Below are 26,106 nucleotides of genomic sequence, written 5' to 3' on the forward strand. Positions count from 1 at the left end.
GGGGGGGGGTGGGAGCCATCGGGTTTACCGGCCGAAATTACAATAAAGGCACCTATCTGGCCTCCATTCCGCCCGATAGCTACTGGGTGAAAGTATGGGCCGAGTTTGGTACGCCGGGCTTTATCCTCTGGATCAGTCTCATGATGTACATCATCGGGAAGAGTTGCGGCATCGTCTGGAACACCAAAGACAAAGGGCTCAAGTTCAAGCTCACGGCGCTCACGGCAGGCTTCACGGGCATCATCATCAGTAGCTACAGCAACGAGATCATGAACATGATGCCTTCTTCCATGATCATCTACATTTCGTGGTCCTTTATTTTTCTGGGGCCCAAGTTAGACCGAGAAATTCAGCAAGAAGCAGCGCATGTCTAAGCCATTGGTATCGGTTATCTCGGTGAATTACAACCAGGCGGCGGTGACCTGTGAAATGGTCGCCTCGCTTAGGAAGGTAACGTACCCCCACGTAGAAATCATTGTGGTGGACAACGCCTCGCCCACGGATGATCCCACGATGATCAAGGAGCAGTTCCCCGAAGTGAAACTGATACGCTCTTCGGTGAACCTCGGGTTTGCGGGCGGTAATAACCTGGGGATTGCCCAGGCCCAAGGCGAATACCTGCTCTTTCTGAACAATGACACCGAAGTGGAGCCTGGCTTTTTGGAACCCTTGGTTGAACTGTTCCAAAAGAATGAAAAAGCGGGAATCGCTTCCCCCAAGATCATCTACCACGGAACCGATCAGATTATCCAATACGCCGGCTCAAAAGGCATCAATCCCTGGACGGGCCGCAGCATTACCATCGGGCAACTGGAGCAGGACAACGGGCAGCATGACGTTTCTTCCGCTACCGTTCTGGCCGATGGGGCCGCCATGATGATTCCCATGCACGTCATCCAGAAAGTGGGGGTGATGCCCGAGTTATACTTTCTGTATTACGAAGAACTGGATTGGTGCGAGATGATTAAACGGGCCGGGTATACCTGCCACTACGTGGCTTCCTCGGTGGTGTACCACAAAGAGTCTGTCTCGGTGGGCAAGGCCTCGGTGCTGAAGACCTATTACATGAACAGGAACCGCCTGCTCTTCATCAGGAGGAACATTACCGGGCTGGCGCTTTATACCAGTGTGTTGATCTTTCTGCTGGCCGCCATTCCAAAGAAAGCGGTGGCATTTAGTCTGAGGCGGGAGGGGAAACACCTGAAAGCCTTGGCGAGAGGGTTGTGGTGGAACCTGACCGCCCGTAATATCCACCACCACAAGGCCTACACTTCCTCCCCCACCCAAGCTCAGGAAATGGTGCTTCCGTAAAGGAGCGGCTGATCTGGCAGCTATGGCGAAAGGATGAAAATAACTTTCGCTTTGCTGGAGGCGGCAGACTTACCCGAAATAAACCTGTAGGCTTTTGCCTTCATTTTTCAAAAACAAGCTTAAAATACCCATGGTGCTTTTTGGTTCAGTAGTAAGTATTCTTCTTTACGCCATTGGAATTTTCCTCCTCTTCAACTGCTGTTATCTGCTGTTTTTCGCGTTGGCCGGGCACAAAAAAGTTCAGCCATTGCAGGAAAAAGTAAAGTTGGACCGCAGGTTCTGTGTATTGATTCCGGCGTATAGAGAGAATGAAGTAGTACTGGAGAGCAGTAAAGCGGCCCTGCGCCATGCTTATTCCGGGGATTTTGATGTGTTTGTGATCGCTGATGGGTTAGAGCCCGAGACGCTGCAGGAGCTCAAGACCAGCGGCGTCGGCGTTTTGGAGGTGTTTTTCGAAAAGAGCACCAAAGGCAAGGCGCTCTCCGCCGCCCTTGGTATGTTGCCCGAGCATGCCTATGACATTGTCGCCATTCTAGATGTAGACAACCTCATGGGCCAGAACTTCATGCAGGAAGTCAACAAGGCCTTCAACGCCGGTTACAAAGTGGTGCAGGCGCATAGAACCGCTAAAAACATGGATTCCGCTTTTGCTCTCCTGGATGCCTGCAACGAGGAAATCAACAATACCATTTACCGGAAGGGCCATTACGCCATCGGGATGTCCTCGGCCCTGATCGGTTCTGGGATGGCCTTTGACTTTGCCTACCTGAAAAAGCTGTTGCAGGGCATCGGGGAAACCGTGGGGGAGGACAAGGAGCTTGACTTCCGGATTGTAAAGGATCAGGAGAAGATCTGCTACCTGGACCAAGTGTATGTCTACGATGAGAAAATTGAGAACGCCAAGGTTTTCACCCAGCAGAGAACCCGCTGGATTGCCGCCCAACTGGAGTTCCTGGAAAAGTACGCGGCAGAAGGAGTGGTGCAGCTCTTCAGAAACGGGAATTTCGAGTTCTTCAACAAGGTAGTGCAGGCTTTTCTGGTGCCCAGGGTTTTGCTGATTGGCGTTTTGGGGCTGTTCTTTTTGTCTTCCCTGGTTTTGCCCGTGGGGCCATCTCCCTTGTTTTGGGCGGTACTGCTCCTGATGTTAAGCGCCGCCTTGTTCATTGCCTTACCTGGCCGTTTCTACCGCAACAAGAAGCTTTGGCAAGCCATTCTCCATCTGCCGTACGCCCTGTTTTGCATGGTGAAGGCTCTGTTCCAGATCAAGAAAGCAAAGACTTCCTTTCTTTCTACCCCGCATAAAGTTAAAGCTGTTTCACCCGAAGTTTAATCTTAACTCTTTCAAGGACATGCCATTCGAGATCTTCGCTTTCCCCGCCATCATCTTTCTTTTAATCGGATTTTTCAGCGGGTTAAATGCCTTCAGAAAGGACCAGTAATCCCCCTAACGTGTACGAGTATGGAAGTTTTGGAAGTAATCCTCTGGGCCGCGATAGCCATCGTGTTTTATACCTATGTGGGGTATGCCTTAGTGGCCTGGCTTTGGGCAAAAGCGGTTTCTAAAAGCAAGAAGCAATCGCTACAACCCAATTTTGAGCCGGAGGTAACGTTGGTGGTGCCCGCCTATAATGAGGCTTCTATTTTAGAAAGCAAAATTCAAAACTGCCTGGCTTTAGATTACCCGACGGATAAACTCAGGATAGTTTTCATTACCGACGGGTCTACGGATCATTCGGCGGAGGTCCTGTCTGCCTACCCAGAGGTGCTGCACTTGCATTCGCCGGTAAGAGGCGGCAAAGCGTTGGCGGAAAACCGGGCCATGCAGTTTGTGGAAACGCCCTACGTTATTTTCACTGACTGTAATTCTTTTCTGAACCCAGAGGCGGTGCGGGAAATGGTGAAGCATTACCAGAATCCTAAAGTAGGGGCTGTCTCCGGAGAAAAGAAAGTGTTGGACCTGGAGTCAGCCTCTGGTGCCGGCGAAGGACTGTACTGGAAGTATGAGTCTTTCCTGAAACGCTGCGACTCAGAGATCTACAGCCTCATGGGAGCCGCCGGGGAATTGGTTTCCTTCCGGTCAGCCTTATTTGAGCCCCTGGAAAAGGATACCATTCTGGATGATTTCGTGCAGTCGTTGCGCATTGTGGAGAAAGGCTTTACCGTGGTATATGAGCCGTTGGCCTTTGCCTCCGAAAGTCCTTCTACTTCCATTAAAGAAGAGATGAAACGGAAAGTGAGAATCTGTGCGGGAGGTTGGCAATCCATGTTTAGACTGGGGGCACTGTTGAATCCGTTCCATCAGCCTATCGTGACCTTTTTGTATGTCTCGCACCGGGTGCTGCGCTGGAGTTTGGCTCCTCTGATGCTTGCCCTGCTGTTGCCGGTGACCCTTTTACTGGGGCTGAATGGCGATGCTTTCAGCATGACGCTGTTTGTTTTACAGGTCCTGTTCTACGGCATGGCCTGGAAGGGCTGGCAGGCAGAAACCAGAGGGAAAAAGAGAAAGGCCCTGCTGCTGCCGCTCTATTTTTCCATGATGAACCTGGCCGTTTTCCTGGGTTTCTTCCGGTTCCTCCGCAAGGCTCAGCCGGCCGCCTGGGAAAAAGCGGACAGGGCGGTTGGGCCCACCATCATGGTACGGCCACAGGATGTAAGCGAAGTGATGTAACCTGCCTGCAGAAGTACTGAAGTATCCATTTTCAATAGCAAACACATCGTGAGTATCGTTCAGAAAATAAAGACAGACGCCCGCCTGAAGTCATTGGCTCTTTACCTGCTGATGCCCCGGAACCAGGCCAAGCCCCGGTGGTGGGTGCGGCAATTCATGAATCCCTTTTACCACCAGAAGGGGAACGATGCGGTATTTCGGCCTAAGGCCCGCCTAGACGTGTTGCCTTTCAACCCGTTTTCAGTGGGCAAGAGCTCTGTCATTGAAGATTATGCGGTGATCAATAACGGCATGGGGCCTGTGCATATTGGTTCCAACACGTTTGTGGGGCTGTTTGATGTAGTGATTGGGCCGGTCACCATCGGGGATCATGTCATCATTGCGCAGCATGTGGTTATCTCGGGGTTGAATCATGGGTATGAGCAGATAGGGATTCCTATCAAAGATCAGACTTGTACTACAAGTGAAATCATTGTAGAGGATGAATGTTGGATTGGGGCGAATGCAGTGATAACGGCTGGTGTGCGCATTGGGAGACACTCTGTGGTGGCCGGCGGAAGTGTGGTCACCAAAGATGTGCCCCCTTACTCGGTAGTAGGAGGAAATCCAGCAAAAGTTCTCAAGCAATATAACTCTGAAACGGCCCAATGGGAGAAAACACAGGCGCTACACAAAACCGCACTTTTCTGAAAGAACGGTTGAAACAGGATTCTTTGGAATTGGTTGACATGCAGAAACCTTCTAAACATTATTTCCATGCAGTAACCTTATTGATCACGCACTACAACAGAAGCAACTCGCTGGAGAGGCTCCTGAAGTCTTTTCAGGAGTTGGCCTGTGTGTTTGAAGACATTGTGGTGTCTGATGACGGAAGCAAGCCCGAGCATCTGAACGCTTTACAGCAACTGCAAAGCCAATACGCTTTCCGGTTGGTTACCACGCCAGAGAACAAGGGGCTGGGGCATAACATGAACAAAGGACAGGACGCCGTCAATACGCCCTACACGTTATATGTGCAGGAAGACTTTGTGCCCAAGGAGACATTCCCGACCCATTTCAAAGACGGATTGAAGATTCTGCAGCAGCAGAAAGACATAGACCTGGTGCGGTTTTACGCCTATTTTCGGTATCCGTACCTCAAAACGTTTGAGAAGGGTTTTTCAGAAATGGTGTTCAAAGGTCAGCCCTGGTTTTCAAATCATTTGAAGTTCTACCAGTACAGTGATCATCCGCATTTGAGGAGGAGCAACTTCTTTGAGAAGTTCGGGAGGTATGTGGAGGGAAAGAAGGGGGACCTTACTGAATTTAAAATGTGTCTTTCATTCATCAGGAACGGCGGGAAAGGAGTTTATTTTGAGGAGTACTCTTCGCTTTTTGAACAGAAGAACTCGCCCCAGGAGCCCAGTACCATGCAGCGGGTTAGTTGGCGCCAGCAGCAAGTGCCTTTGGTTTTATTTCTGAGGTGGTGGTACTTAAAGTGTAGAATCCTGAAAAATGACCTCGCATTGGCTTTGGCCTTAAAATTCTGCCAACCGAAACAATAAAATTTTCATATCAAACCGCCTGTTTTAGTGGCAGAATTGAAAATACAGCCTTAAAACAGTAGGTTTGGCATTGAAAAAGTAAAATTAAAATTATTAATATATAAAATTTGTCTTTTATATAGGCTGTATCGTATAAAATATTTAAATTTATGGTGATTTAAATCATCATGCGAAAAAGTCATTAACCATGTTTCTCATGAGAGCTCTCACAAATCCGGATTGGATCAACGATCTTAAGTTTGATTACGAAAGTTTTGAACAGATACCGGCGCGCGTATTTGACAGAATCAATGCAGACTTAGACAAAGTTCAAAGTGAAAGACCACTGGTTAGTATTCTGATTTCGGCCTGGAACGAGGAGGTGAATATCCTGCGGTGCGTGGCTAGTCTGTCTAGGATGAAGACGAAGATTCCGTTTGAAATCATCGTCATCAACAACAATTCCAAAGACAGAACCCAGGACACCATTGATAAGCTGCACGTGAAATCGCTGTTTGAGGCGAAGCAAGGCTGTGGGCCTGCCCGGCAAACGGGCCAAAAAAACGCCGCTGGCGAGTATATCCTGTTAGCCGATGCCGATTGCTACTATCCTTCTTGCTGGGTTGACCAGATGTTGAAGGTATTGATGCAGCCCAAGGTGATGTGTGTCTACGGGCGGTACTCCTTTATCAGTGAGCCGGGCTTCCCGAGATGGAAACTGTACATTCTGGAATCGTTGAAAGACGTCATCTCTGAGATACGGCAGATCAACCGCCCCTACTACAACGCCTATGGGCTGAGTATGGGCTATGTGAAAGAATACGGGCTGAAAGTGGGGTTCATAGAAACTAACTTTTGGGGAGATGATGGGCAGCTCTGCCTGGGGCTCATGAAATACGGCAAGATAAAGCAGGTGCGGTCAAACAAAGCCCGCGTCTGGACCAGCCCACGCACCCTGCAACGCACCGGTAATTTCACCCAGGCCCTGAACGCCCGAATTGTCAAAGAACTGAAGCGTTTCAAAAACCACTTCAACACCCGGATGCCCAAAAACATAAGCATGACTAACAAGTAGCCAGCCTTAGAAAGTGCGATATGCCCCAAGTGTTTAATTTTTAAACAGCCACATTCAGCCATCAATTAAAGCAGGACAGACCGTCAGTATTAGCAATGGGAAATGACATGTATACCTTTCAGGAAGTAACTTTATTGATCACCCACTATAACAGAAGCTCCTCATTGGAGCGGCTGTTGAAGAGCTTCCGGGAGAAGAACTGCGCTTTTGGGGATGTGGTGGTATCTGACGACGCCAGCAAGCCGGAGCATCTGAGAAAGCTGTACGAACTGCAGAAAGAATTCAACTTCAACCTGATCACCACGCCCCAGAACCGCGGATTGGGAAATAACATAAACAAGGGGCAGGATGCTGTGAAAACCCCGTACACGCTGTACGTGCAGGAGGATTTTGATCCGCAGGAAGGTTTTTGCAGAAAATTGAAGGAAAGTCTGGAGATCATGGAGGAGCATAAAGAGCTGGACATCATCCGGTACTACTCCTACCTTCTGTATCCCTACCTGAAGCCCTTCGGGAAAGGCTTCTCTGAGATGTACATCTACCCTTTTGCTCCCCAATACAAGAAAGTGTATTTCTATAGTGATCACCCGCATCTGAGGAGAAGCACTTTCCTGGAGAAATTCGGGAGATACAAAGAGGAGGGAAGCATTGATAAATGTGAGTACGCCATGTGCGTGTCCTTTATCCGGAAAAAGGGGAGAGGCTTGTTTTACAATGATTACCAATCGCTCTTCGTCCAGAATAACACAGAGCAGGAGCCGAGCACCTTGGTGAGAAGTGACTGGACCAAAAGCAAGAACCCCGTGGTCTCGTTCGCGAGAGACGTGTACCGGCAAATCAAATACAACTTTGATTTACACCTCGCCAGATAATTTCACCTAGCAGATTGTATCTCCACCTGGTTCAGGTATCGCTTACCTTTTTCCATTAGTCATTTCGTTATGAACTTCGTTTTTGTCAGCCTCCAAAGAATCAACACAGACAGAGAGTCTACCGCTACGTGTCTGGCAAAAGAACTGGCAAAGAACCACCGGGTGCTCTATGTGAATTCACCTATTGACCGGCGGGCCACCCTGGCTTCGCACAATGATGAATATGTGACCGCGCACCTGGAAGCCATCAAAAACAAAAAAGAGGCCCTTTCTCAGCTTGGCCCCAATTTATGGTCACTTAACCCGAAAAGGATTATTGAGTCCATCAACTGGGTGCCGTTTACGCCCGTCTTCTCGCTGCTGAACCGCCTGAACAACCAGCGCCTGGGTAAAGACATTCAGGAGGCCTTGGACGTGTTGGGTTTTGAAGAGTTTGTGCTGGTGAATGACAAAGACATCTTCCGGAGCTATTATCTGAAAGAGATCCTGAGACCTACCAAGTACGTCTATCTGGACCGGGACTACACCCTGGGGCTGGATTACTGGCGGAAACACGGCGCTACCCTGGAACCCAAACTGATGCAGAAGTCAGACGCGGTGGTGTGTAATTCGCTTGATTTCACCAAAAGGGCCAAGAAATACAATGCCAACAGCTTTTACATCGGGAACGGGTTTGATGCAGGGCAGTACGTGACGGAGAAAGTGAGTGCCATTCCGCCGGATTTAGCCGCTATCCCAGGGCCCATTATTGGGTACGTAGGTGCCTTGATCACGCTTAGGTTAGACCTGCGTTTAATGACCGATTTAGCCAAAACAAGGCCAAACTGGAGCTTTGTCTTCATTGGCAAAGAAGACGATGATTTCCAGGGGAGTGAGCTGCACGCGCTGCCCAACGTCCATTTCCTGGGACTGAAACACACCAAAGAGGTGCCCGCCTATCTGGAGGGATTTGACGTGTGCATCAATCCGCAGATCCTGAACGAAATCACCAACAGTAATTTCCCCCTCAAAGTCATTGAATACCTGGCCATGGGCAAGCCCGTGGTGGCTACCTCCACCAACACCATGCGGGAGGTGTTTCAGGCCCATACCTATCTGGCCACCGGTAAAGATGAGTTCATCGCTCAGATTGAAAAGGGCTTGCAGGAGAATACCGCCCTAGAGCAAAACCGGAGAAAAGAGTTTGCGAAGGGTTTCACCTGGGAAAGTGTGGTTTCGGTTTTCCTGAAATCCATCTACCCCGAAGGAGAAGCCGTTCCCAGGCAAGAACCGGTTGTTCTTTGAGTAATGAGTTCTGTCATGCCTGGTCCTTTCGTGAAACATTGTGCAAGCCGCTCTTATCAGTAATACTCTTATATAAAGTCCCCTGTTTATATCATGAATGGATCTAAACCCATTTCAATTGTAGTAGTTTCTGATGATCATTACGTCATCTTACTGGCGGCCTTGATCAAATCCATAGAAGAAAACCATGTCTCCTCAGAACCTTTAAATTTTTACGTGATTGAGGATGGCGTGAAGGAGAAAACCAGACAGAAACTGGAATCCTCCATCGATCAGAGCACTACCACCCTGCAATGGATCAATATGGCCGATGCCGTTCCGGCCGGGATTGAGTTGCCGTTGGACAAAAGCTCCTGGCCATTGAATATCTACATGCGGCTGTTTATCTCTTATTTCCTGCCGGAAAATGTAGAGAAAGTGATTTACCTGGATGTGGACATGATTGTCCAGAAAGACATCAGCCAACTCTGGAACGTGGACATTCAGGACAAGATCATTGCCGCTGTCACTGATTCCAGAATCAAAACCATTGATTGCCGGTGGGGTGGGGTGGTGAACTACAAAGACCTGAACCTGAAGGGCAGTGCCAAGTATTTCAACACCGGTTTGCTGCTGATAGACATTAAGAAATGGAAAGCTGCCGATATTACCAGCAAGGTGTTAGAATGCATAAAGGTGAACAAAGACTTCGCGAATTTCCCTGATCAGTACGGGTTGAATGTGCTGCTCGCCGACCATTGGCTGGAACTGGATGGTCTCTGGAACTACTTCGCCGAGGGCGACCATGCTGATCCTAACATCATTCATTTCATGTCTACCAAGCCCATTTACAAGTCTTACAATTACAACCAGCACTATAAGGAGCTATTCTATTCTTACCTGAACCAAACTCCCTGGAGCGGTGAAAGCCAGATTAGTTCGGCCAGAATCTATTTCGCGAAAGCCCGCAATAAAGCCCGTAAAATTTTGAAGAAGTTCTTTAGCATGAATTCACTAGTGCCTAATTATTAAGTAGGCTAAAAGCCAGTTGCTTACGGGTGCGAAATAGCAATTGATTACTCGTAAACTGAATATTAAGTGGGTATTGCCACTGATTGATTTCACCTAACCCAACTGGAGGCACTTCTACGTTTCTCTTTCCTTTTAAGTACCTATGCCGTTATGTTTCTGTCTGAAAAAATAAAAAGAAAGCTATCTTTCTCGCAGCCCTTAGAAGCCGTTCCTGCTAAAGAGTTAAACTTTAATCATGTTCATCTTTACTACTGGAAACCGCTGGATGGCAGCCAGAACTTTGGTGATCATTTATCAAAAGTAGTGGTGTCTAAAGTGCTCGCAGACCGGAACCATTTGCTGGAAGAAGAAACAAAAAAGCAGCGCACCATGCTGGGAATTGGCTCAGTGATCCATTTCGCGAAGGACAATGACGTTATCTGGGGCTCTGGCGTGAACGGCAAGGTAGATGTAAGCGAGCACACCTTCTCAACGCTGGATGTACGGGCGGTGCGCGGGCCGCTTACCCGCCAGTTTCTGCAAAACAGGGGGATTCCGGTTCCGGAGGTGTACGGTGACCCGGCTCTTTTGCTTCCCCATATTTTCCCGGGCAGGTTCAGAAAAGATCCGCAGAAGCGGTTTGTGGTGGTTCCTAACCTGCATGACCTGAAAATTGTAAAGACGCTACGCCTGGAGAACGTGATCTCGCCAATTCTGGGCTGGAATACGTGCGTGGAAGAGATTCTGAAAGCGGAATTTGTGATCGCCAGTTCTTTACACGGGTTAATCATAGCCGAAGCCTACGGCATTCCGGCCTGTTACATCCGGTTTACTCAAACCGAGAACCTGTTCAAGTACAATGATTACCTGATGGGCACCGGTCGGGGAGAAGTGGAGTTTGCCACCTCCGTGGATGAGGCGTTAGAAATGGGAGGGATGGCTGCTCCCCAGTTTGATGCTGGCCGGTTATTAGATGCCTTTCCAATAGATCTGTGGGAAAAATAGGAAACCAAATGGCCGAAAATTCTGGTAAATCCTTCTTCAAAGGAACAATCTGGGCTATTGTAGATAACTTCTTCCGGCAGGCCATTACCTTGTCGGTGTTTGTGGTATTGGCCCGGCTTCTGGAGCCGGAAGTTTTTGGCTTGCTTTCCTTTTCCTTCGTTTTCGTCAACATATTTGTGGCGGTGATCAATGATGGAATTGTTACCTCCATTGTCAGGAAGGAAAACCCGGTAGAAGCCGATTATAATACCGGTTTCTGGCTATGCCTGGGTTGTTCAGTGCCTGCTTTCCTGTTCCTTTTCTTTTCTGCCGAGTTTTTTGAAACCCTGACCTCCTCCAAGGGACTGGCCATTGTGATGCGGGCCACCAGCTTTATCATCTTAACCACTGGCCTCTCCAGCATCCATGAGGTGTGGCTTAGACGCCGCATGGATTTCAGGACCATCGCCATCCGGTCGGTCATCTCCGTGGGGCTGGGCGGAATTGTGGGGGTTTACCTGGCCATGGAAGGCTACGGGGTGACAAGTGTATTGGCGCAGCAGCTGACAACCGCTCTTACCCAGATGGTGCTGTTATGGTTCACCACTTCCTGGCGGCCTGGTTTCAACGTCTCCAAAACCTCACTAATGGAGATCTTGCACTTCGGTAAATACATTGCTTTGACAAACCTGAGTAACGCGGCCAACCAGAACAGTGACGTTTTCTTTGTCACTTATTACCTGGGCCCGGTGGCTACCGGTATCTATACCACCGGCAAACGCATCTCTAGTACGTTGAACACGGTTATCTCTACGGCACTGCTTCGGGTTTCGCTTCCGGCCTTTTCCAAGTTGCAGAACGATGACGCGGGTTTGGCCAAAATCTATCTACAATCCACCACTTTAACGGCCATGGTGACCGCCCCCATCTTTGCGGGCATCGCCATGCTCTCCAAAGACATCACCTTGCTGATTTTGGGAGAGAAGTGGCTGAAATCTGTTCCCATCATGCAAGTAGTGACGGTAATCGGTTTCTTGACGTCCATTGGATACTATAACCAAAGCATCATGGTGGCTAAGAACAAACCCCAGTGGCAGACACGGCTTACTCTGCTCTACGCCATTTCAAATGTGATTGCGTTTGTGCTCTTCACCCGTTACGGGCTTTTGGCTACGGCTCTTGCCTTTGCCGGGAGAGCCGTTTTGCTTTACCCAATATCGGTTTGGTGCGCGCTGGAGTTAACCGGGGTTAAGTGGAAAAAATATGTGATGGCTTTGGTGCCGGCCCTTGTGTCGGCGGTCATCATGGTGATTACCTTGGCGCAGGCGGCAAATTATTTAGACACAAGCCCGCTGGTGATAAGGTTGGTGGTGCTGGTGCTTTTGGGTGCCTTCACCTATAGCTCTTTGCTGTACATTTTCATGCCGAGTGCCTATAGAAAGTTCATGGTGGAAACGGTGCAGGTAAAAGTTCTCAAACAGCAAAAAGTATACAACTAATGGAAGGGTTTGGTATACTTGCCTGTCCCGCGTATTCTACCAGAGAAGGGAATCCATATAACTATATTCTGTATAGTAATATGGAAAAACAAGGGTATCCTATTTACGAGTTTGATTACGCTATAAAAAATAGTATTAAGTTCGCTTTCTCATCTAAATACAGGATATTCCACATCCATTGGCCCTCTAATGTCATCTTCGGGAATAGCTTTTTCAAAGCGAACCTAAAGCTGAACCTGTTCTTTGCTTTTATCAGGTTAATCAGGCGTTTCAATAAAAAAGTAGTTTGGACGGTCCATAACCTGGAGGACCACGAAGGCAAGTTTCCGGCGCTGCAAAAGAAGCTGAATGACTTTCTGTACAGTCAGGTAGATGGTTTTATCAGTCTGAATGGATCTGGTTTGGAGCTGATCAGCAAAAAGACCGGTAGTAACGGGCATAAAAAGCTGGCCCATATCTTCCATCCTCATTACAAAAACTATTATCAGAATACAATCAGCAGGGCGCAGGCCCGGGAAAAGCTGGGGATTTCGCCTGAAAAGTTTGTCTTTCTTTTTCTGGGTCAAATACGGGCTTACAAAAACGTTACGGGGTTAATTAAGGCCTTCAATGACCTGAAAAACTCTAATTCTTTGTTGCTGGTAGCAGGGAATGTGCACGAAGATATAAAGACCGAATTAGAGGAGCAATTAAGTAACTCTGAGAATGTATTATTCGTTAATTCCTTTGTAAGAGACGAAGATCTTCAGCTGTACTTTAATGGTGCAGACGTGGTGGTGACTCCCTACAATAAGATCTTTAATTCTGGCTCGGCTTTGCTGAATCTGAGTTTTAACAAACCAACGCTGGCTCCAGATCTGTGGGCTTTAACGGAGTTAAAACAGTTGGTGGGTTCCCGTTGGATCAAAACGTACCAGGGACAGATTTCAGCCGAAGTGTTGGAGAAAGGAATGGCCGAGATACTGAACGAATCTGATGATTCAACTGCTTCTCAGCCGAATATTACCCGCCTGGACCCAGAGGCCATCTCATCTGAAACAATCGCTTTTTATAGATCATTACTTACTTGAGGCCCAGGCTTGCTTCTTGAAAACCAGAAATCATGGTTGAAAGGAAGCCAGTTTTGATTGGCAGCTTTGTAGATGGACTCCTTTTTCTTCCCAGGGAGATGGGAATCCTTTACGGGATAGTAAGAAATGCTGTCTGTGATACGCAAGCCATACCTAAGGGCTCCTGCATAACTTTACGGTTGATGCTCCCCCTAAATGGTAGTAATAAATTGTTTTAGCTTAAATATTTATTGAAATAATTTTATTATCTTATATTTTGTTTCGCGCTACCGTTATTATATAACTATAATTGAAAAATGAAAAACGTAGTCTTGCTCTGCTATGGAAAAGAGGTTGAATTCAAACGGACCCTTTTCGCTGTTTTAAGTTTTTGGAGTTGGTATGACAATAGTAAAAACGATGTGCGGGTGATTCTCTATACAGACAATCCGAATTATTTCAAGCCTTACCTCCTTGATTTTGAGGTCGTCTACGTGCATGTTCCGCTGTCCGAGATCCAGGAGAGTACGAAGAAGTCAGGACTTATCTACCGTTTTAAAATTTCTGTTATTGATAAAACCTATACGCTCTACCCGCAGGATGACGTGTTATATATTGACACCGATACGTTTTTCACCTCTAATCCTAGGAAACTTCTAGATGCCTTAGTGCCGGGGCAAAGCTTCATGCACCTGAGGGAACAGACCTTTGAAGAAATGGTGGGGGTGTATAAATGGCTGAACACAGAAAAGCTGGACGCGCAGGAATTCCCCAGATCCTTTTTGCGGCTGATTGAAAGTAAGACTTTCTCGGTTGATAAGCGTGAGGAGCAGTTCAACAGGTTTCAGTACGTCTGGAACGCCGGGGTAATCGGGTTGCCGAATAACATGAAGAACGTGATCCCAGACGTATTTGCCCTTTCTGATGAGTTTTACCTCAAAACCCAGTGGCGCATTAGTGAGCAATTGGCGTTTACGGTGGTGTTGAATTCAGTGTCAAAGATTCAGGCTTCCGGTGACGTGATCAATCATTATTGGCATTATAAAGACCGGGTAGACTACCGGTTGAATGAGCTTTTTGAGCCTGGTTTCAAGAAACTAAACCAAAAACGCAAGTTAATTGCCGTAAAAGCGCTTACCCAAAAACTTGACAAGCTGATCTACCACGAGCAAATGTTGACGAACACCAAGGTCTATCTCCGGGAAAAGGATTACCTGAACGGCGTGAAGTACGCCTATAAAGCGTTGAAGGGAATTCCTTTGAACGATGATTTCGTTAAGATCCTCAAGTACAGGTTCTCAAAGGCTGCGTTCTAATTTTTTTGAAATTATGCTGCATGCCAACTATTTCCTTCAGGTGTCAGAAAAGGCATTTCCAGGCAAGTTTCAGTGTTAATGCTCTTCTAAATGGAACTACTGTATCACTTAAAATCAAGAAAGGTTCTTAAGTATTTGCTCAAAGTATTTCTGGTACTTTCTGTGATCAACTGTCTGGTGCTTGCTCTGGAATTTTATTTGGAGAATTACACCACCTCCAATATCGCGGGCAGGTATACCTTTCGGTACTATGTGACCGGGATGTTCTATTTTGACGGGGAAAAGAATATTCCTACCTATTTCTCCAGCATCAACTTACTGATCAGTGCCACGCTTCTTTTTTTGATTGCCAGATACGTAAAGTTCAGCACCCAGCCGCAATACCATAGAAAATGGTCTTGGCTGGGGTGGATCTTTGTTTGGCTGGCCATGGATGAGTTGTTTGCCTTGCATGAGGTAACTGCCAAACCAATGCGTCTGCTCCTGCAGAAGGCGCTTCAGCAGGAGAATCTTGGGATGTTTCATTTCGCCTGGTTTGTCCCTTATGGGTTTGCAGTGCTCTGTGTGGGCTTCTATTACAAAAACTTCCTCTTTTCGCTGCCTAAAAAGACCTTCTACAGTTTTCTAGTAGCAGGTGTCACGTTTATGGCGGGAGCCGTGGGCATGGAAATGGTAAGTGGCTTTGTGGTGAACAACGGGTTGCTGTCGATTTACAAGATAATTACCACGCTGGAGGAGTCGCTGGAGCTGTTGGGCATTATCTATTTCATCTATTCGCTTGTGCAGTACCTGGAAGGGCAAACCAACCTGAGAAATGTAACCATCCATGTCACGGTTGATGAGCCAAGCGCGCCCGTTGCTAAAAGTGAGGGAACATCTTCGCCCAGTGCATCAGGGCAAAGGAATCTGAAAGTGACCTCAGAAGATATTCTTTAATCTAGAGTTTATGCTTCAACTTCATCCTGTTTCTATCTGAACATTTTTCTATCTGTCTGAATATGATTTCTCTTGCTGAGCGGAATGACAAGCAGAACAAGCTTTATCAACTGATAAAGTTTGTTTTAGTAGGCGGTCTCTGCGTCGTTTTTGACATGCTCATTTTCATTCTGCTCTTTGAACACTACCAGGTCAACTACATGGTGGCCAATTTCAGCTCAACCTTACTGGCCATCCTGCTGAACTATCTCATCTCCAAAGTATGGGTGTTTAAAGCGGGGAAGTATTCCTCCCGAGTGGAGTTTCTGGCGTTCATGTTTTTCTCCCTGGCCGGTTTGGTGATCAACCAGGGACTGATCTGGCTGTTTGTGGAGGAGGTGAACCTGGAGCCCAAAGCTGGTAAGTTCCTGGCAATACTTCTTGTAGCCATCTTTAATTTCGTGACCAAGAAAGTATTTGTGTTTAAGGGGTAAGACGGCCTTGCAACAGCGGTTTACTGTCGTGCAGAGTTTATCTAGATTTAACCGATAGATCTAATGTAAATAAGTACGGTGCTCCTTGCGCTAAGGCGCTACTGCTGGGAGGTTTTTGACGTGTTTTTAGGAAATAAGGCTTAAAACGCCGGTGCCGCACAAGCTCTGGATGATTAGAATATCCTATCTAAGAAGTGATCAAACCGATCAGCAATCAATCGTACCGTGTAACTCTGTAAGGAGAGAATAGCATCCCAACTTTCGCTTCTGATGTTTTAGATAAGATGTTTTTCTCTCCGGTTCACTTCCGGAGTAGCTTCTTCAGAGGCAAAATGGCTCTTTTGACCGTTGCGGAAATCGAAACCGAGGGAGATGGTCTCCTTTTTGGTTTCCAGGTAATCAATCAATGCTTTAATGAAGTAGATGATGCCCAGCATCTCAAAAGATTCTTCAAAGGTAGTGGCCGCTTTGTACGGGAAGCTGTATTTGCCATAGATGCCTATCAGGTACTCCCCAATCATTTCCACGCCCAAGGCCCCAAACACCACCACCAGCCCCGAGACCACAAAGCTGATCATCGTTCTTCTGGGCAAGGCCAGAAACCAATTCAAGAAGTAGGCAAAAGAAAAGAAGCCGACCAGAAAGTAGGGGATGAACCCGGTAAAGCGGACAAAGGAGATTTCGTTTCCGTTGTTGATGAACTTGAGCAAGGCAATGAAGGGCAGTCCCATGATTTCGTGCAGCATCAATAATTCATCCAGGGCCAAGAAGATGAACAGGCAGCCCAGTAAGTACCACCTTTTGTAATAGCGGGGCTCGTTTGAGTCTTTCACCACCTTTCCTATAGTCCCTAACAGAACCGCGCTGATGATCAGGTTTAGGAAAGAAAAGTACGTGGGGATGTTTTTCTCCCCATTGCTATCAAACATCCCCACCACGTATGTCTTGAAGGTATAGCTGGTGGCGATTGCTTGATTATGGGCTATATTCTTGAAATAGTGATCTAAGGAGATGGCTATTAAACTCAAGGAGATGACCACCAAAAAGGCTTTCAGAAGACAAGGAAAGAGTTTTTTGGGATAGATGGTGAGTAGATCTTCCATTTTTCTTAGATGAGCTGGGTGAGTAATTCAAATTTGCCAACAGGCGGAAAAGCCTTCTAAAGGAGATAAGTCCTTTTCTGTTTCGATTTTCAGGTAGACAGCAGCACTGGACATCGGTTCCGTAGAAGCTGCTGAATCACTCTGCCTCACCTGGTGGTTTCCACTAAGCGAGAGGAAGTGCCTATAATGAACTCTGATGAAAAGCCGAAGTACGTTTTGGGCCTGTTTTCCAGAAAATGGTGCCAAAACAGCAGAAGGATATCCCGCACTCCACGGGATGGTTTTGGGCGGGATATCTTCTCGGGTTTAAGTAGTAGTTCTGTTACTTCATTGCGGTCTAAAGTGCGGCAGTCTTAGTGCGAACATTCCTGCACGCCGTTTCTGTTGAAGTATCTGTAAAACATGATTTTCTCCAGTAGGTAATTTTCCTTTTGGTAGAGCTCATGGCTGGCCGTGGCTTTGCTCAGTTCAAACGTCTTCAGGACGCCGTTCCGCTTGTAAGTGACAAACTCGGGCCGCTCAGTTCGCACAAACCGGCGGAACTGGAAGAAGGTCATGAGTTTGTCGGCTTTCGCCACGTTCTGGAGGTGGTATTCAGAGGTAGAAACAATCTCCACGATGTCTTTCTGGTAATCAAAAATTTGGGCGCTGGCCGGTATGATGTAGTGGTTGGAGATGCCAGCTTCGGTTCTCAGGTTGGAGAACATGGCATAGGATGACTCCGTCTTCAGTCCCAGGTAAGGACAAAGGCCATTCAGGAAAACCAGGATGGGGATGAACAGCAGGGAATAGTGCGCAAAGGAGAACGTTTTGGTTTCGTTGTTCTTCTCCTTGACGTTCATGGACAACATGAAGATGATGATAAAGCCCAAGCCGTACGTGGTCCAGACAATGTGCCGGAAATAGTCCTGGAAAACCTTGTTGTAGTAGTACACCAGAAACAGCATGAACAGAATGGATACGGCAAACAGCGCGAAGTTAACGAGGTTGAACTGCAGCAGATGCTTCTTCAGAATCACTTTCCGGGAAATAAAGTTATTGTACAGACTCTGAATCTTGTGGCTGAACGTGGTGCTGGTAAATAAGAAGTACAACGCAAAGACCGCGGAGGAGAAATCGTAGAAACCGTTGATCGGGTTGTAGGCGATGATAAAGTGGAATACCAGACCGAGCAGTAATCCCCAGTACCGCGTCTTCCGGATGCAGATCATGATGGGAATAATGCTTTCAATGATCAGCGTCGCGTAGATGTTCAGGGCCAGTAAGGCTTTGTCTGAGGGTAAAATGTTGTAATAGTTATTCTGCACCAAAATAAATCGCACCGCGCAGCTGAACTCGGTGTCAAAGAAGCCGGCGTTCAGTTTGTGGAAAACAGCGTAGAAATAGAGAATGATCAACTCTATCTTCACCAGCGGGGCAAACGTGTTGAGGAACTCTACCTTGTCAATGTAAAAGCTTTTCCGTTTGATGATGAGGTACACGTAGGCATGTAGAATCGTGATGTTGACAAAAGCCGTCAAAATCCAGTGGTTGCTAATGCCCGGCATGTCCAGAGAGGCCTGAAACATTTGCATGGAGATGAAAACGAGAAGCCGGGCAATAGACGACGGCTTAGCCATTAAGGCGATGGCGGCACTGGTCAGCAGGAAAAAGGTGAGGTTTAATGTAAACCCGTTGTAATTGGCCATGTGGAAGATAGACGCAATGGCCCACACACAGCAGAAGATCTTGTATTTTAAAAGAGACGAAGCATATTTCTCCGGAGAGGGATACTCCTTCAGGAAGCTGTAATAGTTGATGCTCTGAGCGGTAAAAGCTTGTTTAAAGGAGAGTGACGGAATGCTCATAATTGCATTGATTTATTGGGTAGAATTTTTTCATTCAATTTTCTATGAAAGGGGTGCCTAACAGGTGTCACCGGAGGACTGTCTTCCTTCAGCTGCTGGGGAGTATTCACGTTGAACAGCTGAGCCGTTCATTCCTTTGCAACCCTGGGCAAGCCGGTGCCTCTGTGCTCCTTTTCAAAGCAGATTAACTCACCTTAGGCGGGTAGTAAAAAGAGGAAAAGGGATTGTAGCAAGGCATTTTATAGGCTTTGTTGATGCCAATGTATTTCACCGTCTTGCTCTCATCCATGCGGTTCATGAAGAAGTCAGTGGAGGTGATGTAATTATGGACGAGCTTGGAGAGCAGCCGTGATTCATTGGCATCTACGCCCAGGTAATAGCATGACTTCAGGTTGATCTGCGTTTTAAGGCTACTTTGGATATAATGGCCCTTAAAGTAATCGTCCACGAACTGTTCTACTCCTTTCTTGTCCAGTTTAAGGTAATGGAGTTCCTTCGTGATCACGCCAATAGCCGCTTCTTTGATGGAAGTAGACATAAAACCCAGGCTGGGCAAAGCCACCAAAGCGGCTCCGGCCAGACCGGTTAATCTTAAAAAGTATCTTCTGTTCATACGGGTAAGAATTTTGCGCTGGCTCCCAAAGCTGCGCTTTCTGTTTTTCTTCTGCTCTAAACCGGAATACTGTTGAACACTTTATCGGCGGCGTGCATGGACAAGGCCGAGAGGGTAAGGGTGGGGTTCGCCGGCGTGAAAGTGGTAAAACTGCCGCTCCCCAATACAAACAAATTGCGGTACTGGTGATGAAGCAGATGCTTGTCCACCACGCCCTCGGCAGCGCTGTTGCTCATTCTGGTAGTACCCAGAATGTGCGCCTCAGACTCAATCAGGGGAGAGTACTCAATCTTCTCCACGGGCAAGCAAGACAAGACGCCAGGTAATTTGGCTTTCATGTATTCAATGCCTTTCATGGAATAGTCAGAAGGACCTTTGTGGGTAATGGCGGGCTTCAGGCGGTCAGCACTGGGGGCCACAAAGTTTCTGGCCTCCGGTAGGTCCTCAAAGATCATCCGGAAGTTGATGAGGTGGCGCCATTTGCCCCGCTCCAGTCTGATATAAGGAGCGTTGTTAGACTCCATCAGGCAGGCCGCCGAATCTTTGCGATGATCGCCGTCATACAGCATGTAGCCATTGGCGTTCACCCAGGTGCTGCCGCCCACATTCTCCAGGTTGTCCAGGTAAACCGAGGCTTCCAGCGCTACCTGTTCTCCCAGACCTTTCCCGGTGAAAGGGTTGGTGTCGCCGGAGTTCAGCAGGATGTTGGAGTTGAAGATGGCGTTGGTGCCCAGGGCGAACACCTCTCCGGCTACTTTGTATTCTTTCCCGTCCTTGAAGTAATTGGCTCTTCGTACCTTGTTCTGCTCAAAGTCAAGACTGAACACCTGGGCGCCATACACGGTCTCTACCCTGGGGTCTTCATAGACGCCCATGTTAGAGTTCTCGATGGTGAACTTGGCATTTACCGGGCACACGTGGCACACAGCACTGGCGCAGCAGGCATTTCGTCCGTTCACCGCCACGCTGGCCCGGGCCGTAGGTTGGTTGATATAGAGGTTCCCGTATTTGTTGTGCAGAATCTTGTCTACGGTGGTAAACAAATGGGGCGGAAGCGGGTACCGTGTTTTCTTTGGGAAGGGCGTCATCTCCGGACCGGAAATAGACATCAGGTCTTCCACCTGAGAATAATACGGGTCCAGGTCATCGTACTGCAAGGGCCAGTCATTGGCTACGCCGTATAGTGATTTCATCTTGAAATCTGAGGGCATAAACCGTGGTGTGCAGCCGTACCAGCAGTTGGAACTACCGCCAAAGCCTTGCGTGAACATCCACCGTTTTTCCGGGGTCAGGTTCTCATAGGTTTCCTGAGCATCGGGGTTCAACGTGGCGAAAGGTGTTTTTTCGCCCCTTCTTTCCTTCACCCTTTCCATGTGCGGAAAGAAATGCCCTTTTTCTAAAACAAGAACACTGGCTTTAGCCGGGGCTTTACTCAGGTACTTATGCAGAAAAAACGTAGATGCGAAGCCAGTGCCAATGACCACCAGATCGTAAGACGTGTCCTTCATGTATTTACTGAAATTTATTGCGTTGTTCAATTACTACAAATGGGGTGGGTAGGCTGCTAGAAAGACTGCTTCAGGAACCAGTTCAGAGCAGGGATGTCAAAGTACACCAGGCCCATTAGCAGCAGGGTGAATAAGACCACATAGGCCATGAAGGAGGTTTCTTTGTGCAGTTTTTCAGGGCCTTGCACCACTGAGTCTTTGCGCAAACCAATCTGCAGATACCAGGCAAACAGCAAGGCAAAGAAAGGGAAGCTGATCAGGAGCTCAATTTTGTTCTTGATCAGGAAAATGCCCAGGAAAAACGCCGAGGTGATGGCGTAGAAGAACATGGAAATGAGCAGGCTGTTTTCAGTATAGCGCTTGAAAGACTTACGGTACAAACCTGCCAGCTCTGGGTTGTTGATGTAGCGGTACTCCGCAAACCGTTTGGTCGCCATCAGGAAGGCGCCGCCCATCCAATAAGCCAGAATGATGCTGCTGGGCGGGATAAAGGCCCAAACCGGGTCTAAAAGAGTCTCTGGTAATAACGCGGTCGGTACAAAGATGAACCAGCCCAAAGCTAATCTGATGGGGTTGTTCACTGATTCTGAAAGCACATCCAGATACACCCGCTCTTTCGTCCTGAAAGGCCGCACGTTGTACATGATGCCCATGAAAAGCAGAAATGCCTCTAAGGCCAGAAACGGCAGGGAAATATAATAGGCCAGAGCAAGGCCGAGGATGATCAGGATCAGATACTCAGTATAAACATACCCCGGGCTCAATACCGTTACTACCGCTGATCTTTTCTTCTTCTCAGGGTGGAACCGGTCAAATTCGGCATCCAGGTACTCGTTGATGGTGTAATTGGCAGAGGCTATGAGGCAGGTGCTCACAATGCCCACCACAATTCTAAGCAGGAGCGTCAGGTCCAGGTAAGTGTCGTAGACCATGAAGGCGAACAGCATGCCCGGGAGCATGAAGATGTTCTTGAACCAATGGTCTGGCCGGGCAATGGCAACATACTCTTTAAATCCGGCTGGCCGGAGAACCACTTGTGGGTTGGGAGATTCAGGAAAAGTAGCTGTTTGAGACATAGTTTCTTAGAAAAATTTTACGTTTCTATATAATTTGTACAGATAAATAAGCGATGGTTTATAAAAATGCTCCTGAAGTGAATGTCTGGCAGGTATTCTATAAAGATTGTTGTTTAAAACCATGCCAAGATTTTATTGGATGTAATTAATAAAAAGAAATAGTGTTTATTCTTATTCTGTTATTTATTTTAAATATTCCGAACAGAGGTGAAGTGTTTAGTTCTACCGAACAGAAGGTGTAGGTTTTTCCCAAAATGAGAAACGGTGTCCCAATGTGAGATTAATCATTACGGGCGTTAGTTGACCTGAGGTCAGAAACACCACTAAATCTAGGATTCCTTAGGTAAACGGATAGCTATGCTGAAAATCATCGGAAGTTTATGATCTGTTTTTTGGAAACAGGGTGAAAACTAAAAGGCTTTAAAGGATAGGTGTGTTTAAGAGTATAAATTGCAAAAACAAGCTGTAAATAGCTGGAATATTGGTGTGTAGAAGTGCTGTTATTAGTGATTGAATTACATGCCAGAATTGTAAACTGATTTCTATACCAATTCTTTGTTTGTCTTTGAAATCAAGAATTGTCTCGTGAGTTTGTCATAGAAATCAAATTGGCTGAATTCCTTTTTGTCAACGATTAGGTAAGGCATGCCGGCTTTAATGGCGCACTCTCCATCCAACTCCTCCCGATCCCCAATAAACAGACATTCCTGCGGAGTTACCCCCAGTTTATCGACAATATACAGGAGTCCCTCGGGGTTGGGCTTCAGACGATCCACAGCTTTATTCGTGGAAGAAACAACAAGGTCTGCCTTCAGATGCATGGCTTCTAATTTTTCAACAGCCTCGTAATCAGAATATATGCCTATAGTGATGTTGTTTTCCTGAAGCACTTGGAAGAACTTCCTCACGCCGGGATATACACACGCAGCCAAGTATTTATTAGGAAACTGGAACATCCAGTAATTGACAACTTCTCGTATTCTATCGGGCGCGAAGTTGCCCTTCGCAGCGCACCACTCGTACTGCGCATTTTCCAGGTTGCCGCTGTAGCCAGCTCTCTTTTCCCGCTCGGCTCTGAAATGATGCAGAATTAAGAGATCTTTTGCTTTCCATGGTCTTAATGCGTAATGCCGTAATAAAGAAATTAGCATCTTTTTCCGGAGCTTGGATTGGGTATAAAGGGTGCCGTCTACGTCAAAAATGACGGTGGTAATTTTTTGGAAATCGACCGTTAAATTATGCTGCATAGTAAGTTTTTATTAGATGTTTGTAGAGTTGGCTAATTTGTTTTGAGCTTGTTTTGTCAAAAAGAGGCTAAAAACGGGACCGGTAATTTATGGGTTCAGCTGCGTAGGCTTGTTTCAAATTGGGAGTACTCCAGATACAGCTTGCAGCCTTTGGTACTCCTATTCGTCATGGCTCTCATGCAAACGGAAGGCCCAACTCTTTTGGGAAGGCGCTGCTAAGATAGAAATACTTAGGGTTTGTGTCTGTTCAGAGCAATGTAACCCATTTGGGAAGGGTACTTCAGGTATCCGCCGCTCCACCTTACGGATTCACGAAATGAGGCAAATAGCCGTTTTTCTGCTCCTCCTTCATGCATAAATCTTCGGGTAGACCACTAGAAAGTAGCAGAGGTGAAAGAAAGTTAAGCATCCAGATTATGTTATTGTAATGTTATTAAGAATAAATTAGAGTTTTCTGGTATTATTATTGAGTAAACGTTAGGTGACTGGTATTTAACCTGTACTAGTTGCCTGAGCTGTGGTTGGTGTGGAGGAAATTGTGACCAGGCAGAGCATAGAACCTGCTTACTATCAGAAGACCAGCAATCCTGGTTGACCATTATCTTTTCAAATTTCATCCTCTTTTATGCTTGCCCATTTAGTGCGTACTCCGGTCTTCGTATATAAGGAACCAGTTGCTGCTGTCGCCAAAACTAAGGCGGATGCAGGCTGGAAGTGGATGCTTTGGGTTTTATTGGGCCTTGGGGTGTTCCTGCGGGTGTTCCATTATGTGGACAACCGGTCTCTGTGGCTGGATGAGATTTACCTGGCCTCTAGTTTGGTGAACATGGATTTTGCGGGTTTGGTCCTTTCTGATTTGGAATACCAGCAGAAGGCACCATTGGGGTTCTTGTTGTTGTGTAAGGTGGCGGTTCTCATTTTGGGAAAGAGCGAAATGGCGCTTCGGTTTGTGCCGCTGGTCTGCGGATTGCTTTCTTTGTTTCTCTTCCAATCGGTTTGCAAGTACTTCCTGAAATTACCGGGAGTGACCGTAGCCGTGGGGATACTGGCACTTGCGCCTCCCTTGGTGTACCATACGGTTGAGATAAAGCAGTACAGTACAGAATTGCTGGCATCCATTCTCTGCCTTTACCTGTACACCCGCTTTCATAGACGTCAGGAGATCTCTTCCTTAGTACTTTGGGGATGCTGGGGTGCCCTGATCATCTGGTTTTCCTTTGCCTCCATTTTTGTTCTGGCAGGAATGGCGATGGGTATTTTTCTCTACCATCTTTCCCGAAAGGAATGGAAAATTCTGCTCAGGCTCTCGCTGCCGTTCCTGATGTGGGGTTGTAGCTTTGCTGTCAATTACCTGTTGTTCACCTACAAACACGCCGATTCTGCCTGGCTGATCCATTATTTCAAAATCAGAAGCGGCTTCATGCCTTTTCCTCCCGAGTCGGTTCGGGATCTTTTATGGCCTATCCGCAAAGGCGGGAACCGGCTGATTCGCTTTCCTTTAGGGCTCTTGTGGGAGGTGCCTGAAACCGCAACCGGGTTTTGGGTCTATTTTCTCAAAAAGCCCCTTATTCCGCTGATCTGCATTGGAACGGGGCTTCTGTTGCTGTTGAAGAAAGACAGAAAGTTTCTCCTGGTGTTGTTGCTGCCCTACTTTTTGGCGGTAGCAGCCTCGGCACTGGAAAAGTACCCGCTGTACGAACGGCTAACGGTCTTTTTGGCGCCCTTACTCATCCTGATCGTCGCGGTGGGGTGTGAGCGGGTGATCCAGATGCTCCAGCCCGTCAATAAAAAAGCGGCGGTTCTGTTCTCTCTGCTGCTGTTGGGCGCACCCTTCTGGACATCGGCTAAACAGATCATCGATCCCAGTCTTTTCGGGGGATTTAAAAAGGCGTATTACCGAGAGGCCCTGCTCCTCATCAATAACCAGTTCAAAGAGGGCGATGCGGTATACGTGTATTGGAACATGGTGACGCCTTACCGTTTTTACAAGCAAACCTACGGGCTCACCTATGATGCCAGCGTAGGCAGTGATGTGCGGGGCATTTCCCGGAACAGCGCGGAGTACTTCACCCGACTAGGTCCTGAAATAAAATCTGCCGGCACCGGAAAACGAGTCTGGTTGCTGTACAGCAAGAACCGGGGCGTGAAGATAGGGGAGTTTGACCAACAGCCTGCCTGGTATTTCAGAGAGGTGATAGGTGGAGAAAAACTCTACCAGAAATTCGCGGCCCTGGGCAAGGAAATCTACGTGTATGATGCCCCAGAACTGAAGGTGTGTCTCTTCGAGATTCCGTCGCAATAAACTAAATAAGTCCGTTTTGAAGAATGCTGAGCTGGTAGTTGCCAACAAAGAAAGGCTCCTGAGAACAAATTCTGGAAAAAGGCTTCTTTAACAAAAACGGCCCTAAAACACCTGTTTAAAAGTAGATCAGTTAATCATTAGAAAACATATCCTATGCCACTACCGCTACCCGCCGCGCCTTTGTTAGTCCGAGAAGAGGTTCCGCCGCTTTCCCCTGGAGGAGGGAGAGGCGGGCGGCTGGTGCTGCTGCTGACGTGGCTGGCGGTGGGGGCGGGGGCGCTGCTGCGGCTCTTCCACTGGGTGGACAACCGGGCGCTGTGGCGCGACGAGCTCTACCTGGCCGCGAGCCTGGTGCGGCGCGGCTTCTGGGAGCTGGCCACCGGCCCGCTGGCCTACGAGCAGAAGGCGCCGCTGGGCTTCCTGTGGGCCG

General features: G+C 47.6%; 23 protein-coding genes and 1 pseudogene. 18 read left to right on the plus strand and 6 right to left on the minus strand.

The features are described from left to right. The 16 genes and pseudogenes from H7U12_RS05680 to H7U12_RS05755 all read left to right on the plus strand — a co-directional run. A pseudogene (locus H7U12_RS05680) lies at positions 1-374 on the plus strand (O-antigen ligase family protein); the annotation flags it as partial. Then, positions 367-1,311, plus strand: coding sequence for a glycosyltransferase family 2 protein (locus H7U12_RS05685; protein WP_186634301.1), 945 nt, complete (start codon positions 367-369; stop codon positions 1,309-1,311). The pseudogene H7U12_RS05680 and the gene H7U12_RS05685, both read left to right, overlap by 8 nt. 94 nt (positions 1,312-1,405) lie before the next feature. Next, positions 1,406-2,641 (plus strand): glycosyltransferase, encoded by a 1,236-nt coding sequence (locus H7U12_RS05690; RefSeq protein WP_186634304.1) that lies wholly within the window; start codon positions 1,406-1,408, stop codon positions 2,639-2,641. 129 nt (positions 2,642-2,770) lie between these two features. Further along, positions 2,771-3,979, plus strand: coding sequence for a glycosyltransferase family 2 protein (locus H7U12_RS05695; RefSeq protein ID WP_186634307.1), 1,209 nt, complete (start codon positions 2,771-2,773; stop codon positions 3,977-3,979). A gap of 48 nt (positions 3,980-4,027) precedes the next feature. Continuing rightward, positions 4,028-4,669: an acyltransferase gene (locus tag H7U12_RS05700; protein WP_255897499.1), complete on the plus strand. Its 642-nt coding sequence runs from the start codon at positions 4,028-4,030 to the stop codon at positions 4,667-4,669. Between the two features lie 38 nt (positions 4,670-4,707). Continuing rightward, positions 4,708-5,523, plus strand: a complete 816-nt coding sequence (locus tag H7U12_RS05705) for a glycosyltransferase family 2 protein (RefSeq protein ID WP_186634310.1) — start codon at positions 4,708-4,710, stop codon at positions 5,521-5,523. Positions 5,524-5,719: 196 nt separating this feature from the next. After that, on the plus strand, positions 5,720-6,577 hold the full coding sequence (locus H7U12_RS05710; protein WP_186634313.1) for a glycosyltransferase family 2 protein: 858 nt from the start codon (positions 5,720-5,722) through the stop codon (positions 6,575-6,577). A 107-nt stretch (positions 6,578-6,684) separates the two neighbouring features. Further along, entirely contained in the window at positions 6,685-7,449 is a 765-nt protein-coding gene (locus H7U12_RS05715) for a glycosyltransferase (RefSeq protein ID WP_186634316.1), read from the plus strand. Between the two features lie 69 nt (positions 7,450-7,518). After that, the gene (locus H7U12_RS05720; RefSeq protein WP_186634319.1) at positions 7,519-8,733 is read left to right on the plus strand and encodes a glycosyltransferase; all 1,215 of its coding nucleotides are present in this window, start codon (positions 7,519-7,521) and stop codon (positions 8,731-8,733) included. A 93-nt stretch (positions 8,734-8,826) separates the two neighbouring features. Continuing rightward, entirely contained in the window at positions 8,827-9,744 is a 918-nt protein-coding gene (locus H7U12_RS05725) for a glycosyltransferase family 8 protein (protein WP_186634322.1), read from the plus strand. Between the two features lie 306 nt (positions 9,745-10,050). Next, entirely contained in the window at positions 10,051-10,728 is a 678-nt protein-coding gene (locus tag H7U12_RS05730; protein WP_206683879.1) for a polysaccharide pyruvyl transferase family protein, read from the plus strand. Between the two features lie 8 nt (positions 10,729-10,736). Beyond that, positions 10,737-12,206, plus strand: coding sequence for a lipopolysaccharide biosynthesis protein (locus tag H7U12_RS05735; RefSeq protein WP_186634328.1), 1,470 nt, complete (start codon positions 10,737-10,739; stop codon positions 12,204-12,206). Next, entirely contained in the window at positions 12,206-13,276 is a 1,071-nt protein-coding gene (locus H7U12_RS05740) for a glycosyltransferase (protein ID WP_186634331.1), read from the plus strand. The genes H7U12_RS05735 and H7U12_RS05740 overlap by 1 nt, the downstream gene beginning before the upstream one ends. A 296-nt stretch (positions 13,277-13,572) precedes the next feature. Continuing rightward, the gene (locus H7U12_RS05745) at positions 13,573-14,571 is read left to right on the plus strand and encodes a hypothetical protein (RefSeq protein ID WP_186634334.1); all 999 of its coding nucleotides are present in this window, start codon (positions 13,573-13,575) and stop codon (positions 14,569-14,571) included. Positions 14,572-14,706: 135 nt separating this feature from the next. Beyond that, positions 14,707-15,507, plus strand: coding sequence for a hypothetical protein (locus H7U12_RS05750; RefSeq protein ID WP_186634337.1), 801 nt, complete (start codon positions 14,707-14,709; stop codon positions 15,505-15,507). Positions 15,508-15,569: 62 nt separating this feature from the next. Continuing rightward, entirely contained in the window at positions 15,570-15,980 is a 411-nt protein-coding gene (locus H7U12_RS05755; protein WP_186634340.1) for a GtrA family protein, read from the plus strand. 275 nt (positions 15,981-16,255) lie between these two features. Here H7U12_RS05755 and H7U12_RS05760 read toward each other — a convergent pair whose 3' ends face one another. The 6 genes from H7U12_RS05760 to H7U12_RS05785 all read right to left on the minus strand — a co-directional run bounded on the left by H7U12_RS05760 (position 16,256) and on the right by H7U12_RS05785 (position 23,374). Continuing rightward, complete coding sequence (locus H7U12_RS05760) at positions 16,256-17,083, minus strand: hypothetical protein (RefSeq protein WP_186634343.1); 828 nt, start codon at positions 17,081-17,083, stop codon at positions 16,256-16,258. A 353-nt stretch (positions 17,084-17,436) separates the two neighbouring features. Next, complete coding sequence (locus H7U12_RS05765; protein ID WP_186634346.1) at positions 17,437-18,930, minus strand: hypothetical protein; 1,494 nt, start codon at positions 18,928-18,930, stop codon at positions 17,437-17,439. Between the two features lie 184 nt (positions 18,931-19,114). Continuing rightward, the gene (locus H7U12_RS05770) at positions 19,115-19,543 is read right to left on the minus strand and encodes a hypothetical protein (RefSeq protein ID WP_186634349.1); all 429 of its coding nucleotides are present in this window, start codon (positions 19,541-19,543) and stop codon (positions 19,115-19,117) included. Between the two features lie 56 nt (positions 19,544-19,599). Continuing rightward, positions 19,600-21,051 (minus strand): GMC oxidoreductase, encoded by a 1,452-nt coding sequence (locus H7U12_RS05775; RefSeq protein WP_186634352.1) that lies wholly within the window; start codon positions 21,049-21,051, stop codon positions 19,600-19,602. A 56-nt stretch (positions 21,052-21,107) separates the two neighbouring features. Next, a complete protein-coding gene (locus H7U12_RS05780) occupies positions 21,108-22,127 on the minus strand; it encodes a UbiA family prenyltransferase (protein WP_186634355.1) in 1,020 nt (339 codons plus the stop codon). 542 nt (positions 22,128-22,669) lie between these two features. Further along, a complete protein-coding gene (locus H7U12_RS05785; protein ID WP_186634358.1) occupies positions 22,670-23,374 on the minus strand; it encodes an HAD family hydrolase in 705 nt (234 codons plus the stop codon). Positions 23,375-23,999: 625 nt separating this feature from the next. On the opposite strand from H7U12_RS05785, the gene H7U12_RS05790 reads away from it, so the two are divergent. Together H7U12_RS05790 and H7U12_RS05795 are read left to right on the plus strand one after the other, a co-directional pair. Beyond that, the gene (locus tag H7U12_RS05790; protein WP_186634361.1) at positions 24,000-25,676 is read left to right on the plus strand and encodes a glycosyltransferase family 39 protein; all 1,677 of its coding nucleotides are present in this window, start codon (positions 24,000-24,002) and stop codon (positions 25,674-25,676) included. Positions 25,677-25,916: 240 nt separating this feature from the next. Further along, positions 25,917-26,106, plus strand: a 190-nt coding sequence (locus tag H7U12_RS05795) for a hypothetical protein (protein WP_206683880.1), incomplete at its 3' end; no start/stop codon positions are given.

Source organism: Rufibacter sediminis (assembly GCF_014269285.1).
GTDB classification, from domain to species: Bacteria; Bacteroidota; Bacteroidia; order Cytophagales; family Hymenobacteraceae; genus Nibribacter; species Nibribacter sediminis.

What these genes read in the sequence shown, in the direction of transcription:
- H7U12_RS05685 (WP_186634301.1), top strand. Translation starts at nt 367, where the DNA reads ATGTCTAAGCCATTGGTATCGGTTATCTCGGTGAATTACAACCAGGCG.
- H7U12_RS05695 (WP_186634307.1), top strand. Translation starts at nt 2,771, where the DNA reads ATGGAAGTTTTGGAAGTAATCCTCTGGGCCGCGATAGCCATCGTGTTT.
- H7U12_RS05705 (WP_186634310.1), top strand. Translation starts at nt 4,708, where the DNA reads ATGCAGAAACCTTCTAAACATTATTTCCATGCAGTAACCTTATTGATC.
- H7U12_RS05710 (WP_186634313.1), top strand. Translation starts at nt 5,720, where the DNA reads ATGAGAGCTCTCACAAATCCGGATTGGATCAACGATCTTAAGTTTGAT.
- H7U12_RS05715 (WP_186634316.1), top strand. Translation starts at nt 6,685, where the DNA reads ATGTATACCTTTCAGGAAGTAACTTTATTGATCACCCACTATAACAGA.
- H7U12_RS05720 (WP_186634319.1), top strand. Translation starts at nt 7,519, where the DNA reads ATGAACTTCGTTTTTGTCAGCCTCCAAAGAATCAACACAGACAGAGAG.
- H7U12_RS05725 (WP_186634322.1), top strand. Translation starts at nt 8,827, where the DNA reads ATGAATGGATCTAAACCCATTTCAATTGTAGTAGTTTCTGATGATCAT.
- H7U12_RS05735 (WP_186634328.1), top strand. Translation starts at nt 10,737, where the DNA reads ATGGCCGAAAATTCTGGTAAATCCTTCTTCAAAGGAACAATCTGGGCT.
- H7U12_RS05740 (WP_186634331.1), top strand. Translation starts at nt 12,206, where the DNA reads ATGGAAGGGTTTGGTATACTTGCCTGTCCCGCGTATTCTACCAGAGAA.
- H7U12_RS05745 (WP_186634334.1), top strand. Translation starts at nt 13,573, where the DNA reads ATGAAAAACGTAGTCTTGCTCTGCTATGGAAAAGAGGTTGAATTCAAA.
- H7U12_RS05755 (WP_186634340.1), top strand. Translation starts at nt 15,570, where the DNA reads ATGATTTCTCTTGCTGAGCGGAATGACAAGCAGAACAAGCTTTATCAA.
- H7U12_RS05760 (WP_186634343.1), bottom strand. Translation starts at nt 17,083, where the DNA reads ATGGAAGATCTACTCACCATCTATCCCAAAAAACTCTTTCCTTGTCTT.
- H7U12_RS05765 (WP_186634346.1), bottom strand. Translation starts at nt 18,930, where the DNA reads ATGAGCATTCCGTCACTCTCCTTTAAACAAGCTTTTACCGCTCAGAGC.
- H7U12_RS05770 (WP_186634349.1), bottom strand. Translation starts at nt 19,543, where the DNA reads ATGAACAGAAGATACTTTTTAAGATTAACCGGTCTGGCCGGAGCCGCT.
- H7U12_RS05775 (WP_186634352.1), bottom strand. Translation starts at nt 21,051, where the DNA reads ATGAAGGACACGTCTTACGATCTGGTGGTCATTGGCACTGGCTTCGCA.
- H7U12_RS05780 (WP_186634355.1), bottom strand. Translation starts at nt 22,127, where the DNA reads ATGTCTCAAACAGCTACTTTTCCTGAATCTCCCAACCCACAAGTGGTT.
- H7U12_RS05785 (WP_186634358.1), bottom strand. Translation starts at nt 23,374, where the DNA reads ATGCAGCATAATTTAACGGTCGATTTCCAAAAAATTACCACCGTCATT.
- H7U12_RS05790 (WP_186634361.1), top strand. Translation starts at nt 24,000, where the DNA reads ATGCTTGCCCATTTAGTGCGTACTCCGGTCTTCGTATATAAGGAACCA.